Here is a 13,660-nt window from a genome sequence, read left to right on the forward strand (position 1 = left end):
TTTCATTTTTCTCATTTTTTTTATTGCACGAAAATATACAAAATAACAAAATAATTGTTAAAAATAGTTTTAAATTTCTCATTTTTTATTTGACACCATCTTTCTTTTTCAAATATTCCTTATTAACATATCCAAATTCTTCGCCATCTAAAACTTGGACATAATACCAATTACCTTTTTCATTAATTAAACTTACAGTTTTTCCATTTTTTACCTTGCCACGAATTGTTGAATTGTTGTCAGGCTTTCTCATAAACTTAACATATCCATTTGGCGAATTTACAATATATTTTTCTCGCTTTGCTCTTTTTTCTTCTAAATCTTCATAATTATTATAGCCAGAAACAAAATCTCCTCTTCTTACAACATCTATTATATTTCCATGAATTTCAAAATCTACGACTTCTTGATTAATAAAAGTAATCCCGGAAGGCTTTCCATCAAAACCTTTATCATTATAAATTTTACAAAATACTTTATTTTTATCAATGCATGAAGTGAAATCTACTTTAAAACTGTGAGGATTACTTTCAGATTTACTGCTAAATATTTCAAAAAAATTATTATATATTGAATTAAAAACAGCATCTTCAATATGAATCTCTGTAATTTTGGGATTAGGAGTACAATCTCCTAAATCTCCAAATCCATATGTGTCAACATCTTTTTCGTCAATGTACTGTGTTCCAGAAACTTTAGCATTTTTGGAAAGTTTAATTATTACTGTACCTGTCTCATCTTGTCCCAAATAACTTCCATTCAAAGTGTCTACATTAATATCGTAAATCATTCCAGAATTACATTTCTCATAAGCCAACCCAACAATATTTATAACAAACAAACTTAAAATTAACAATAATTTTCTCATAATTCTTCTCCAATCTTTTAAAATTTATTTTTACCAAGTAATATCATTTAATTTTTCTGCAATTTCCAAAGTTGATAATTTCTCTACATTTTCAATTTCTAAATCTGCTTTTAAGTCAAAAAGTCTAGAGCCTAGCAAACCATATTTTGAAATTTTTTTAAATTTTGTTGGACAAAAGTCATTGTCGTCAAATAAAAAGAAGATATGTCCCTTTGAAATATCGCCATAGCCGTAAATTTCTGGGAATTCTTTTATTGTGCTGATGATTCTGTTTTCTTCTTCAGTAGTAATTTCTCCCTCGCCTGAAATTTTTTCAGTAATTAATTTTCCTTCTTTTGTAAGTTCAGCCAAAAAAACTTTGTTTACTTTTCCAATATATTTCACTTCTTTTGCAGTATATATTCCAGTAAATTGATGGTTTGAATATCCTCTAGATTCAGGTTGGAAGTATAAATGATATTTTTCGTTTAATTCAAAACTTTTATTGCATGGAACGATTCTGAATACGTTTTTTATTAGATCCATTGAACTGCAATAATAATAAAAATCTTTGGATAAACGGTATAGTTCTTCATTAAAAGGATATTTTTCCGTAATTTCTTGAAGGGAGGAAAGTAATTCGGAAAAAGTTATTGAAACAAAATTAAAATTATAAATTCTTATTTTTTGATTTATAGATTTTATGGTAGTTTCATCAAAGGTAGAATCACTTATGTGAATTAATATATTTGTTTCAGCTAAATTTTCGTTTTTGCAGTAATTAATAAGTTTTTTTGTATTATCTAATCCTGCAATTTTAGTTTCAATAATGATTTTTGTTGCTTTTGTCTGAATATGACCGTCTATAATTCCTCCTTCCTTTTGTGATTTTTGTTGTGTAAAAATAGGGATAACCTCATAATTGATATTTTCTGGAAGAACACTGTTTATAAATAATTCATAAATTTTTGGATTTATTCTATATAAATTTGATAGAAGTAATAGAATATTATTTGTAATAGTATTCTCTCCTTTAGAGTAAATTTGAAATGGATTAATAAATCCCATAAAAAACCTCCTTATTTGCTTTAAAGTTATATTTTTATTTTAATTATACCATTTTTTTTTTTTTTTTTTTATAGATAAATTAAATTAGAGTTAATTTTATGGATTATTATAAAGTAATTATAAATTTACAATTTTTAAAAAGTTAATATTTTTGGCAACCTTGATAAATACAATACTTTATGATAAAATAAATTAACAAAATATATTGGAGGAATGATACCAAATGAAAAAAAGAGCTTTGATTAGTGTTTTTGATAAAACTGGGATATTGGAATTTGCACAGTTTTTGGATAAAAAAGGTGTGGAAATTATTTCGACAGGAGGAACTTATAAATATTTGAAGGAAAATGGTCTTTCTGTAATTGATGTTTCAGAAGTTACTAATTTTAAAGAAATGTTGGATGGGAGAGTAAAAACTTTGCATCCAAATATTCATGGTGGAATTTTGGCGATTAGAGATAATAAAGAGCATATGGATACGATTGCAAAAGAAGGAATTGAAACAATTGATTATGTTATTGTTAATCTTTATCCATTCTTTAGAGAAGTTCAGACGGACAAAACTTTTGATGAAAAAATTGAATTTATTGATATAGGTGGGCCTACAATGCTTCGTTCAGCTGCAAAATCATTTAAAGATGTAACAGTTATTTGTGAAACTGAAGATTATTCAGCAGTTATGGAAGAAATGGAAAAAGATGGAGAAGTTTCTTATAAAATTAAAAAAAGATTGGCTGGGAAAGTATTTAACTTGACATCAGCTTATGATGCGGCTATTTCTAATTTCTTATTGGAAGAAGAATATCCTAAATATTTGAATGTTTCATACGAAAAAAAATTCAATTTGAGATATGGGGAAAATCCTCATCAATCTTCAGCTTACTATGTTTCAACTACTGAGAATGGAAGTATGAAAGATATTAAACAATTAAACGGAAAAGAATTGTCATTTAACAATATTAGGGATATGGACATCGCTTGGAAAGTGGTTGGAGAATTTGATGGTCCAGCAGCTTGTGCGATAAAACACTCAACTCCTTGTGGTGTGGCTGTTGCAGATGACATTTTAACAGCGTACAAAAAAGCTCACGATTGTGATCCAGTATCAATTTTTGGTGGAATTGTGGCACTTAACAGAGAAGTTAATAAAGAAACTGCCGAAGAATTGAAAAAAATCTTCTTGGAAATCGTAATTGCACCTTCATTTACAGATGAAGCGTTGGAAATCTTAAAAACTAAGAAAAACTTGAGAGTTATCGAATGTAAAACTCCAAAATCTCAAGATAAATTCGATTATGTAAAAGTTGATGGCGGAATTTTGGTTCAGGGAACAAATAACAAAATGATTGATGAAATGAATGTTGTTACTGAAAAACAGCCAACTGAAAAAGAAAAAGCTGATATGGAATTAGGAATGAAAGTTGTAAAATATGTAAAATCAAATGCAATTGTAGTCGTTAAAGATGGAATGGCAATTGGTGTAGGAACTGGTCAAACTAACAGAATCTGGTCAACAGAACATGCATTACAGCACGCTCAAGAAAAAGTAGGAAAAAACTTGACAGGAGCAGTATTAGCATCAGACGCTTTCTTCCCATTCAGAGATTGCGTAGACACAGCTACAAAAACAGGAATCAAAGCAATTGTACAACCTGGTGGTTCAATTAGAGATAAAGAATCAATTGACGCTTGTAATGAACATGGAATAACAATGGTATTTACTGGAATTAGACATTTTAAACATTAATTTTAAGAGAGAATTGTGAAAAATAGGGCAGGATTAATAGTAGTCCTGCTTATGTTTTTAATATTTTCCATTTGAATTTTTGAATTTTTAATAAAAGTTAGTAAATAAATAAGATATTTAAAGAAAGATGCAAAATAGTTCCAATTTTAAAGTAGATTTACTGCAGTTGTTGTTGTTGTTTAGCTAACAATATTTCCTTTAAAAATTTATGAAATTAAAGTCTTGACAAATATATAAGATTATGATATTATAATTGTGTTGTTTAAAAGAGTTATAAATAATTTGGGACCGTAGCTCAACTGGTCAGAGCAACCGACTCTTAATCGGTAGGTTGTGGGTTCGATCCCCACTGGTCCCACCATTTTAAGAGTTTTTAGACTCTTTTTTTATTATAATCAATTGCCAATTAATAATATGATATAATAATTACATTAGCGAGATTGAATATTTTCAAATAAATTTTTATAGAGGGAAAAGAAGGATTGAGATGATTTTAAAAAATGATAAAACAGAAGTAGAATTAAACATTTGGAAAGAAGGACTTGTTGATGAAATCTTTTTCGATGAAAATTCGACAGTGGAAAACTTACCAAGATTAGAAAAATTATTAAATGTTCAAGAGTGTGATTTTTTAAGCTTATTTCAAGGAAAAGTCGAAGTTGTGATTGAAGGTCACATTATTGCGATGATGAATGGAAAAGAAACAGTCAAATATAATTTTAAGAAAAAATATGAATTTTTAGATAATTATGGGAATATTTTAAACAAATTAAACAGTGAGCAGTTAAAACTTGTAGAAAAATCACAAAACATGTTTGAAAAAGCAATAATTTATATTTCTGAAGAAACAAGATGGATTGCTGATGCATTTAAGTTTTTGTCAATTTCGTTAAAAATATTGAAAGAAAAAAATGAATATAATAAACAAGAACTTATTAATTATTTGAAAAAAATAGATAATAAAAAAAATTAGCAATATAAACTCTTTGGAAAATTGACATTTTTTATGTTACTGACAAAAAAATATATTGTGAGGAGGAAATTTGGAAAATAGAAGTCATTTTGATGGAGGGCTATTAAGTTATGTTGGATGGATTATTCTGGGAAGCTTAATAACTTCATGTACATTTGGAATTTGTTATCCTTGGGCTTTGTGCATGATTTATGGCTGGAAAATAAATCATACTGTTATAGAAGGAAGAAGGCTGCAATTTAATGGAACTGCAGTAGGACTATTTGGAAATTGGATAAAATGGTTATTGTTAATAGTAGTGACATTTGGAATATACGGTTTTTGGGTGCACATAAAACTGGAACAGTGGAAAGTAAAAAATACAACATTTTTAGATTAATTTATTGGATAAGACTGATTATTTCGGTCTTTTTCTGTTTATTAAATGATTTTTGATGAAGGAGGATTGTGTTTATGAAAAAATTTTTTAGGATGTTAGGATTAATTATTTTAATTGGAAATATTGGATTTGCAGAATATACGATTAAAGATGGAAAAGTTTATTGGGATGATGAACTTGTCGTGAAATATGTAAATGGGGTAGTCAGTCAGTACAATAAATTTTTACCTGATGTGGAAAGTTTTAAAATATTAAAAAATGGGTATGCAAGAGATAAAGGAACGATTTATTATAATGGAGAAACGGTGCAAAAACAAAATGGAGATAATGAAGTAGATATAAAAACATTTGAAATTTTGGAAGGAAATGTGGCAAGAGATAAAAATACAGTTTATATTAATGGAATTGATTTTCCTAATGTGGATGTAAATACAGTAAAAATTGTAAAATCTAAATATGATTTTATTAATTATGTGAAGGATAAAAACGGTATATATTGGATTGGAAGTCCTGATGTAGAAGCAAATCGGCACTATGATAAGGAAACTTTTGAAGATTTAGGAGATTTTTTTGCAAGAGATAAGAATTATATTTATTATTTTGAAAAGCCTTTAAAGTTTATTGATAAAGCAAGTTTTAAAAGATTATCAGATAGCTATATATCAGATAAAAATGGAATTTATTATCTTGATAAGATAATTAAAGGAGCTGATAAAAATAGTTTTGAAATAATGGGACGGGGTTATGCAAAAGATAAAAACAATATTTATTACGAGGATAAAAAATTGTCAGGGGCAGATATTAACACATTTGAGGTGAAAGAGGATATTGTGAAAGATAAAAATAGTATTTATTTTAATGGAAAAAAATTAGAGGGAGCAGACATTCAAAGTTTTAGAAAATTAAATGAATATTATGCTATTGATAAAAATAATATATATTATAATTTAGATTCAGATTCGGATATAAAAAGAATAAAAAATACTGATGGAAATTTTAAAATAATTGAAGAAAAACTTATAAAAAATAAAGATGGTGTGTATTATTTGGGTAAAAAAATAAAAGAAATTGATCCAAATAGTTTTAAAATTATAAGAAAAAATAATTTAAAAAAAGATAATTCATATTATGCAAAAGATAGTAAAAATGTGTATTATATTCAATTAGATCCGTCATTTATTTGGGACTCATATAATACTTTAAAAAATGTTGTTAAAGTTTTGAGAGGTGCAAATCCTAATACATTTGAAGTAATAAATGATTATTACAGTAAAGATGATAAAAATATATTTTATATAAGTTGGATTGTTGAAAAAGAACCTCTGATAAAAGGTGTTGATATAAAAACCTTCGAAGTGTTAAATAATGAGTTTTCAAAAGATAAAAATAATGTATATTTTGGAACTGATAGAGAAGAAGATTTAGATTCTAAAAGTTTTAAAATTTTGAATTTAAATAGTCAAAATAGGAATGGTTATTATTTAGAAGATAAAAATGGAATTTATTTTCTAAAAATAAATGATTTCGGTAATTATTTCAATAAAATTACTGATAAGGGTAAATTTTTGAATGATTTCTATATTAAAGATAATAATTATGTATATTGTAATGAAGATGTATTGAATAATGCGGATCCAAATACATTTAAAGTGGTAGACGAGTATAGTTCACGGGCTGAGGATAAAAATCATAAATATGAGTATTGTAAGGTTTTGAAATAATAAAAAATAGAATTAAAATATATTGGATAAAAATTAAAAATAAGGTATAATTTTAATGAAATATAAAAAATAAAAGAAAGTGAGTTGGTAGTCATGAAAAAAATCAGAATACTGCTATTATTTGCTCTAATTATGATTTTCAGTGCGAATTTGTTGGCGAATGACTGGGAATTTGGGTCGGAAGGTGGGCATATTGTGCCGATGAATGTGTCGAATGTTTCGATAAAGAGTGAGAGGCTTCGTTTTAAATTGGAAAAATTTAAGTCAGAGTATGGGACGCTAGATAATGAAATGGTAGTAACTGTTAGATTTGTGTTTGATAGTCCTGAAGCTGGGGAGAAATATATTGGATTTATTACGCCTGAAGGTGGGAATGAAGAATGGGATGAAAGAGATCATTTCAAGGATTTTAAGACTTCTGTCAATGGACAAAATGTGAGTACAAAAGCGTATAGATTGACTGATTTTGCCCCAAAAGATGTAAAGCAGCTGGAAGAAGTTAAAAAATATTATAAGGAATATGATGAAGATAAGGCACGAAAAGAATATGAATATTACAAAAAGAGCTATGTTTACTACTTCAAGGCTAATTTTAAAAAAGGAGAAAATATAGTTGAGCACAGCTATCGTTATGATGGAAGTAGCGGTGTTGGAATTGTTGATTTTAACTATGTCTGGTCGACTATTTCAAAATGGAAAAATCAGAAGGTGGATAATTTTGAAGTGATTGTTGAGCCAGGAGATGCTCTTATTGCAATGCCTGTGGTAAAGACAAAAGATGGAAAAGAGATAAAATGGCAATTGGCTGGAGAAGGAAATGTTGATTATGCTTACAAAGAAAATTATGAAACAAATGAGCCATACAAAGTTCTTTATGCCAAATTGAAAAAAGGTTATTTATATTTTAAAACAAATAATTTTAAGCCTGAAGAAGAATTTGAATTGAGAGAAATAAAAGGTTTGAGAGTTAATTATGTATTTCCTGATAAAACGGAAAAAGGTTTTAAATTTAAGGATGATTTGACAGACGATGCCTATGCGATAAAGTATTTAGATAAAGATGAAATAAAAGATATTTCAGATGAAGAATTGAAAATAATGAGAAACTATCCTTATGCGATGGCAGGTTATGATTTTTCAGACAAAAAATTGAAAGACTATTTTTCAAAATTCTTATGGTATGTTCCGATTGGAAAAGATGCTAAATTGGGAAAAGATGATTATGAGTATGTTAAAGATGTGGATAAAGTTATAAATGATAGGAAGAATGGGAAATAGAGTAATAACTGAATAATATTTCGAGTTTTTATTATGGACTTTTTTGGTAAGGGGTTAATACCCCTTGTCAGTAATAAATGAAAAAGTTTATATTTTAATGTAAGTTAGTATAAAGCAGGAAAAGATTACAAGGGTTAATTGTAGTCTTTTTGTTATAGTATAAGGAAAATAAAGTAGAAGAAGTGAAATAAATTGAATATTAAGGTTAAATTGAGTAAAAATATGAAAGAGTATGTAGAGAAAATAAGGGAAAAGGCTTTGAGCGAAAATAGAACAGAATATGAGAATGCACTTGAAAAATATAGAAAATATTTATTAAAAGAAATTTTACAAAATATTGAAGAGATAAAAAATGATGAGGAATATGCAAAAAATATGATGGAAGAAGAAATTTTAGAAATTATAAAAGCTGAAAAAAAGAGATTGGAGAATATTAATTTAGTGTCGGAAAAAATATTGAATACGGATTTTAAGCCTAAGATGGAAATATTTATGTTTTTTAAAAATGAATGTTGGTTACTGGATTGTCCACAGCATTTGATAATTGATGAGGATTGAAGAAATATGAAAGGAATAAAATTATGAAACAAACAAAAGAAGAATGGGCAAGATATATTCAGGATGAAATCAAAAAAAATGATAGTTACGATAATTATAAGCATACATTTATTGAATATAAGGATTATTTAGAGAAATGTCTTTTGAAAAATCCGCGAGATGTAGAAAAGGTATGTCAATTAGCGATAGCTTATTTTACGGTGTATCAAGATGGAAAAACGAGTCTGAATGTATTAGAGGAGTTTTTGAAAAAATATTCAAAAGATTTAAATGATGATGAGAAGGCTATTATTTATCAGGATTTGGCTGATTTATATGAAAAAGATGCTTATGATGATAAAATGTGTAAGTATTATTTGACAAAATTAATTAAAATGGGGAAACAATCAGTGGTTGTATGGGAAGTATTGGGAGAATATTATTTAAAAAGAAAAAAATACAAAAAGGCACTTGAATGTTTTCAGGAAATGGAAAAATTTTCAGATGAGAAGGAAATAGAAGATGATTATAATTATGGGATAACGTTGTTTTATTGTGGTTATTTTGAAAAAGCGAAAGAAATGTTATTGAGATGTTATGAAAAGGAACCTGAAAGTGCAGGAATTTTATATGCATTGGCACTGTGCTTACATTATACCAATGATAAAAAATTGGCTGAGCCAATTCTGGATAAATTGTTAGAGAAAGTGTCGTTAGAGAAATATTATTATGATGAGCAAATTTTATTTGAAGAACTTATAGACTTATATTATTTATTTGAAGAATACGATAGGTGTGTCTTGGTTTTTGAAAAAGAGATAGATGAACTTGACTGGGAAGAACGTTTTTATTATAATATGGTTTTTTCATTTTATTTTTACAGTTTAAAAAAATTAGGAAATTTTAAGAAAGCAGAAAACAAATTGTCAGAATTGATTCAAAAACATAATAAGTATATTGAAAAAATTGAAGTTGGAGAAATTTATGACAAAAAATACTGGAATGAAGAAGAGATTGATGAATTTATTGAAGAAGAAAAGAATGAAATAAAAAAGATTTTGGAGATATATAAAAAGATAATGAATAGTAATTATAAGCCTCAAAATACAAAAATAAATTTAGAAAAAATGTATAAAACTTGCTATTTAGTTGATTGTCCAATGCATCAGAAATTAGATTAGGAGGAAAATTGGAAAAACAAAAAAATTTAGAAAGAAAAACGATAAAAGAATGGATAAAATATATTCAAGAAAAAATTAGAAATAATAGTGATTACGATTCTGTTTATGAAGAGTATAAAACATTTTTGGAAAATAAATTGAAAGATAACCCACAAGATGTAGAAAAGGTATGTCAATTAGCGGCAGTTTACAATGAATTAACTTATCAATGGAAGGATATTTATAAATTATTGAATGAATTTATTAAAAAATATGAAAATGAATTGACTGATGAGGAAAAATCACGGATTTATACTAATTTAGGGTATTATTATGATGATCAGAGAGATGGCAGTAAGAGAGCGATTAGAACTTTGAGAAAGGCTGTGGCGTTTAATCCAAATAATTCTAAGGCTTATTATGGACTTGGGGCGAATTATTATGGTGCTGGGAAATACGAGAAGTCAGAAGAAATGTATAAAAGAGCTTGTGAGCTGGAAAATAATCCGATTTATAAGTTTGAATATGCGAATTTGCTGATGGTTAATGGAAAAAACGAAGAGGCGAAAATAATTTTGGAAAAATTAATAAAAAAAGATTTTGAGTTTGGAAAAGAGGATTTTGCTAAGATAAAATATAGTTATATTGTGAATAGGATTCGATTGAAGGAATTTGAAAATATTGAGTCTGAAATTAATGAATTAATGTTAGAAACGGTTAATAAAGATGATTTTTTTGAGGAAGAGTTTGCAGAGCTATATTATTTGGCAGGAAGTTATGAGAAAAGCCGAAAAATTTATTCAAAGTTTAAAATACAAGATTATCAATTTCCAGCTTGGTGGCTGAGATTCTATTTTTATTCTCTAAAGCAGTTAAATGAAATAGAAAAATTACAAGAAAATTTTAAAATAGTTTTGAAGATTAAAGATGAAGAAATAGAGAGCATTAAAAATGGAGAATTTTTAACAGAATGTACGAAATCGTATAAAAAAGAAGAAATTAGGGAGATAAAAAGGCAAATAAAGAATTTGAAGGCAGAATATGGAAAAATATTGAAAACAGATTATAAACCAGAAGTAAAAATTTATCCTAAATTTTTATATGACTGTTTTTTGATAGATTGTCCACGACATCAAAAACTAGATAAATTAAGTTAAGGCAATATTAAATTTCTTTATAATTAAACAAAAAATTAAATATTTCAGATTAAGAAATTAGAGAGAAAAGAGATTCTAGAAAATTACTAAAATCTCTTCTCCATTATCCTAATTTTCTTAACAAAATAAACATTCCCATCTTCCCTATATTCCAAAAGCATCGGATAAATTTCAACGCCATTTTCTATCGCTTCATAAAAAGTTTCAGAAAATTCTCTGTCGATAATATGTTCAGGTGCGAAAATTTCAGATTTTCTAAATATCAAAATAAAAACTGCTGTCCGAAATCCTTCTTTTTTAAGCTCCATAAGTTCTCTCAAATGTTTTAAGGCACGAATTGAAGGAGAGCCAGGAAATTGAGCAATTTTTCCGTTTACCAAAGTGCAGCCTTTTACTTCAATGTAAATTTTTTCTTTTTCAGTTTCTAAATAAAAATCGAGTTTGCTATTATTATGCTTAATTTCAGGTTTTATATACGAAGGTTCTCCAAATGGAGAAATTTCATTATCGTGAAATATGGCTTCTGTAATATATCGATGAAAAGCCGTATTTATAAGAATAATCTCTTCATGAACTTTCACTGCGATAATATCCCATTTAGTTTTACGATTTTCATTATTTGCTTTTTTTATCAACAATTCTGCACCATCAATCAATAATTCCGTCAATCTTCCAGTATCATGCAAATGAGCAAAGTCTTCTCCTGAATATTCTTCATTTTCAGAATCTTTAAATTCAAATCTAACAGTAAAACGAGTTACTCTTTCCTTAAAATTCACAATTTTGTCATAGTTTATCGTATAAAGAATTTTATTTTTTTTCATATATTTTTCCTTTTTTTAGTATTTTTGATTTTAGGATAACATATTTGAAGTTAGGGAGCAAGAAAATTTTATAAATTCAATGTTTTTTATTGATTTGGATATAATTTTTATGATATTATAAATTTGTAGTGAAATAGAAAGGAGGTAAAAATGACTATTATTGAAAAAATATTTTTACTTGCTGCAATTTGTAGTATCTTGCAATTCGCTTTAGAAGTGTATAGAGAATACCAAAAGCACAAGAAAAATAAGGACCAATAACAAAAAGAGCTATGGTTCAACAAACCCTCTGGCCTTTTCACTACATTTATTAATTTAAAAGAGGAGTAAAAAATATGTTTGAAAAAATAATGTTAGTATTGTCTGTAATAATTATAATATTAGCAATTATAACTTGGACATTAAAATATATCAACTGGAAAAATGAAAAAAAAGATAAAAAAAATAAGCCCCAATAACAAAGGGCTTTGACTATTATTGAATTTAATTACAATAATAGTATATCATATTTAAAATAAAAGTCAATAGTTAATTAAAAACATTTGAATAATTTTAAATGAAAATAAATAATAATATAAAATAATGATATAATATTGTAAAAAAATATGATAAAATATATTTATTAAGAAAGATATAAAGTAAATCAGAAATATAAATATTCAAGGAGGAAACAAGAAAATGAAAGTATTAATCGTAGGAGCAGGGGGAAGAGAACATGCAATTGCTTGGAAAATATCTCAAAATGAAAAGGTGGAGAAAATATTTATAGCACCAGGGAATGCGGGAGCTGAGTTGTTACCAAAAGCTGAAAATGTGAATTTATCGAATAATATAGACGAGTATGTTAAATTTGCGAAGGAAAATAATATTGATTTGACATTTGTTGGAAGTGAAGAATTATTGGTAGCAGGGATTGTTGATGAATTTCATAAAAATGGCTTGAAAATCTTTGGGCCTAATAAACAAGCGGCGATTCTTGAAGGAAGCAAGGCTTATTCTAAAGATTTTATGAAAAAATATGGGATAAAAACTGCTGTTTATGAAATTTTTGATAATGCTGAAAAAGCAAAAGAATTTTTGAATAATTGGAAAGATTTCCCTGTAGTTGTAAAAGCTAGTGGTCTTGCGGCTGGGAAAGGTGTAATTATTGCTCAAAATCTTGATGAGGCGATAAAAGCGGTTGATGATATAATGATTGATGAAAAATTTGGAGACGCTGGAAGTCAAGTTGTAATTGAAGAATTTCTGGATGGTGTAGAAGCGTCGATACTTTCATTTACAGATAGTAAAATTATTGTACCATTATTGTCAGCAAAAGATCACAAAAAAATTGGAGAAAATGAAACAGGATTAAACACAGGTGGAATGGGAGTTATAAGTCCTAATCCTTATGTGACAGATGAAGTTTTTGAAAGTTTTAAAAATGACATTATGAATCCGACTTTAAAGGGAATGCAAGCTGAAGGAATGGATTTTGAAGGTGTGATTTTCTTTGGACTAATGATTACGGCAAAAGGTGTTTACTTGCTTGAATACAATATGAGATTAGGAGACCCTGAAACTCAAGCAGTTCTACCATTATTGGAAAATGATTTGTTAGAATTGGTAGAATATTCATTTGACAAAAAATTATCGGAATTAAATGTTACTTGGAAACCACTTCATGCTTGTTGTGTTGTAGGAGCTGCAGAAGGATACCCAGAAAGTTACAAAAAAGGTGATGTTATAACTGGAATTGAAAATGCTACAGATGATGAATTAGTATTTATCGCAGGAGCAAAATTTGAAGATGGAAAATTCAAAACTAATGGTGGAAGGGTATTAAATGCTGTTGCATTTGGAAAAACATTGAATAAGGCTAAGGAAAATGCTTATAAGTTATTGGATAAAATCAAATTTGATGGAATGTATTTTAGAAAAGATATTGGTAGAATTAAGTAAAATAACTAATGAAAAAAACTGTTTTAAT

Annotated in this window: 13 protein-coding genes and 1 tRNA gene; 11 read left to right on the top strand and 3 right to left on the bottom strand. The window is 27.3% G+C overall.

Translation table 11 applies throughout. The annotated features are described in order from the left end of the window. Positions 1 to 85 precede the first annotated feature (85 nt). Complete coding sequence (locus FVE73_RS04560) at positions 86 to 868, bottom strand: SH3 domain-containing protein (RefSeq protein ID WP_018499601.1); 783 nt, start codon at positions 866 to 868, stop codon at positions 86 to 88. 30 nt (positions 869 to 898) lie between these two features. Next, a complete protein-coding gene (locus tag FVE73_RS04565; RefSeq protein ID WP_018499602.1) occupies positions 899 to 1,915 on the bottom strand; it encodes a hypothetical protein in 1,017 nt (338 codons plus the stop codon). 223 nt (positions 1,916 to 2,138) lie between these two features. On the opposite strand from FVE73_RS04565, the gene purH reads away from it, so the two are divergent. From purH to FVE73_RS04610, 9 genes are all read left to right on the top strand, one after another. Then, positions 2,139 to 3,662 carry a bifunctional phosphoribosylaminoimidazolecarboxamide formyltransferase/IMP cyclohydrolase gene (gene purH / locus FVE73_RS04570; protein ID WP_018499603.1) on the top strand — a complete coding sequence of 508 codons (1,524 nt, stop codon included), beginning with the start codon at positions 2,139 to 2,141 and terminating at the stop codon, positions 3,660 to 3,662. Between the two features lie 284 nt (positions 3,663 to 3,946). Next, a tRNA-Lys gene (locus tag FVE73_RS04575) sits at positions 3,947 to 4,023 on the top strand. Between the two features lie 126 nt (positions 4,024 to 4,149). Next, positions 4,150 to 4,635 (top strand): hypothetical protein, encoded by a 486-nt coding sequence (locus FVE73_RS04580; RefSeq protein ID WP_018499604.1) that lies wholly within the window; start codon positions 4,150 to 4,152, stop codon positions 4,633 to 4,635. Between the two features lie 70 nt (positions 4,636 to 4,705). Next, positions 4,706 to 5,014 (top strand): DUF898 family protein, encoded by a 309-nt coding sequence (locus FVE73_RS04585; RefSeq protein WP_018499605.1) that lies wholly within the window; start codon positions 4,706 to 4,708, stop codon positions 5,012 to 5,014. 74 nt (positions 5,015 to 5,088) lie between these two features. Further along, positions 5,089 to 6,735 carry a DKNYY domain-containing protein gene (locus FVE73_RS04590; RefSeq protein WP_018499606.1) on the top strand — a complete coding sequence of 549 codons (1,647 nt, stop codon included), beginning with the start codon at positions 5,089 to 5,091 and terminating at the stop codon, positions 6,733 to 6,735. A gap of 93 nt (positions 6,736 to 6,828) precedes the next feature. Then, positions 6,829 to 8,013, top strand: a complete 1,185-nt coding sequence (locus tag FVE73_RS04595) for a YARHG domain-containing protein (protein WP_018499607.1) — start codon at positions 6,829 to 6,831, stop codon at positions 8,011 to 8,013. Positions 8,014 to 8,235: 222 nt separating this feature from the next. After that, positions 8,236 to 8,571 (top strand): hypothetical protein, encoded by a 336-nt coding sequence (locus FVE73_RS04600; RefSeq protein ID WP_232058533.1) that lies wholly within the window; start codon positions 8,236 to 8,238, stop codon positions 8,569 to 8,571. Between the two features lie 23 nt (positions 8,572 to 8,594). Continuing rightward, positions 8,595 to 9,731 carry a tetratricopeptide repeat protein gene (locus FVE73_RS04605; RefSeq protein ID WP_018499609.1) on the top strand — a complete coding sequence of 379 codons (1,137 nt, stop codon included), beginning with the start codon at positions 8,595 to 8,597 and terminating at the stop codon, positions 9,729 to 9,731. An 8-nt stretch (positions 9,732 to 9,739) separates the two neighbouring features. Further along, a complete protein-coding gene (locus FVE73_RS04610; protein WP_018499610.1) occupies positions 9,740 to 10,867 on the top strand; it encodes a tetratricopeptide repeat protein in 1,128 nt (375 codons plus the stop codon). 86 nt (positions 10,868 to 10,953) lie between these two features. On the opposite strand, the gene sfsA is transcribed toward FVE73_RS04610, so the two are convergent. Beyond that, the gene (sfsA, locus tag FVE73_RS04615; RefSeq protein ID WP_018499611.1) at positions 10,954 to 11,691 is read right to left on the bottom strand and encodes a DNA/RNA nuclease SfsA; all 738 of its coding nucleotides are present in this window, start codon (positions 11,689 to 11,691) and stop codon (positions 10,954 to 10,956) included. A 335-nt stretch (positions 11,692 to 12,026) separates the two neighbouring features. Here sfsA and FVE73_RS04620 point away from each other — a divergent pair, with 335 nt between their 5' ends. After that, positions 12,027 to 12,149, top strand: a complete 123-nt coding sequence (locus tag FVE73_RS04620; RefSeq protein ID WP_018499613.1) for a Vpu — start codon at positions 12,027 to 12,029, stop codon at positions 12,147 to 12,149. 220 nt (positions 12,150 to 12,369) lie between these two features. Next, positions 12,370 to 13,632, top strand: coding sequence for a phosphoribosylamine--glycine ligase (gene purD, locus FVE73_RS04625; RefSeq protein WP_018499614.1), 1,263 nt, complete (start codon positions 12,370 to 12,372; stop codon positions 13,630 to 13,632). The last annotated feature ends 28 nt before the right edge of the window (positions 13,633 to 13,660 follow it).

The sequence above is a fragment of the Leptotrichia wadei genome, assembly GCF_007990545.2.
Lineage (GTDB): Bacteria > Fusobacteriota > Fusobacteriia > Fusobacteriales > Leptotrichiaceae > Leptotrichia > Leptotrichia wadei.